Origin of the sequence: Grimontia marina (assembly GCF_900060185.1) — a bacterium.
GTDB classification, from domain to species: Bacteria; Pseudomonadota; Gammaproteobacteria; order Enterobacterales; family Vibrionaceae; genus Enterovibrio; species Enterovibrio marinus.
The window spans coordinates 1-1,041 of the sequence record NZ_FIZY01000171.1 but is presented as its reverse complement, the minus strand read 5'-3'; the positions used below and the strand labels follow the sequence as shown (position 1 = coordinate 1,041).

General features: G+C 61.3%; 1 pseudogene. It reads right to left on the bottom strand.

Annotated elements, in window-relative coordinates:
* Window positions 1-1,041 (bottom strand): annotated as a pseudogene (locus GMA8713_RS25765) (hypothetical protein); the annotation flags it as partial.

The window sequence follows — 1,041 nt, the reverse complement described above, 5'->3', positions numbered from 1 at the left end:
TGTTGGCATCTTCATCAATCACGACAGTCGGCGCCGCCGGGGCACCGGTGCCCACGCCGTAATCCAGGGTGGCGGAGTCAGTGCCTTCGGCGCTGTTGCCGGCGCTGTCGGTGACCGTGGCGGTGATTTCCAGCTCAGTGCCGGTGGCAGGCGGATCGATGCTCAGGTCGAGGCCATTATCCAGCATCTCCTGAGTGACCGGGCCGGAGAAGATGACATTGCCACCCTGGTCAGTCACTTCAATGGTGTCACCTACTTCAGTGCCGGCTGCCAGGGTAATGGTGATGTTTACCTGACCGTCGAGCTCAGCGTCATTGATGTAGCCATCGTCGTTGGCATCTTCGGTAATGGTGACCGTTGGGGCCGCCGGGCCGCTGCTCAGTACCGCACTGTCAGAGCCTTCGGCGGTGTTGCCCGCCGGATCGGTAACGGTGGCAGTCAGGGTGATGGCAGTGCCATCCGCCGGGGCCGGGATAGACAGGCTAAGCCCATTGTCCAGCATGTCCTGGGTAATGGTGGCGGTGTACACCTCATTGCCATCCTGATCGGTGACCGTGATGGTGTCACCGACTGCGGTGCCGTCGCCCAGGGCGATGGTGTAGTTGATGTCGCCATCGAGCTCATCATCATTGATATAGCCGTCATTATTGGCATCTTCGGTAATGGTCAGGACTGGGGCCGCAGGGGCGCCGCCGCCCGCGCCGTAATCCAGGGTGGCGGAGTCTGAGCCTTCAGCGCTGTTGCCGGCAGGGTCAGTAATGGTCGCCGTCACTTCCAGCGTGGTGCCCGTAGCCGGTGCATCCACGGCCAGCTGCAGACCGTTATCCAGCATGTCCTGCGTGACCGTGCCGGAGAAGATGACGTTACCGTCCTGGTCGGTCACTTCGATGGTGTCACCCACGTCGGTGCCGCTGCCCAGGGTGACGCTAATGTCTATCTGGCCATTGAGTTCGGCATCATTGATGTAGCCGTCATTGTTGGCATCTTCGGTAATCACCACAGTCGGCGCGGTTGGGGCGCTGTCGCCGTAATCCAGTGTCG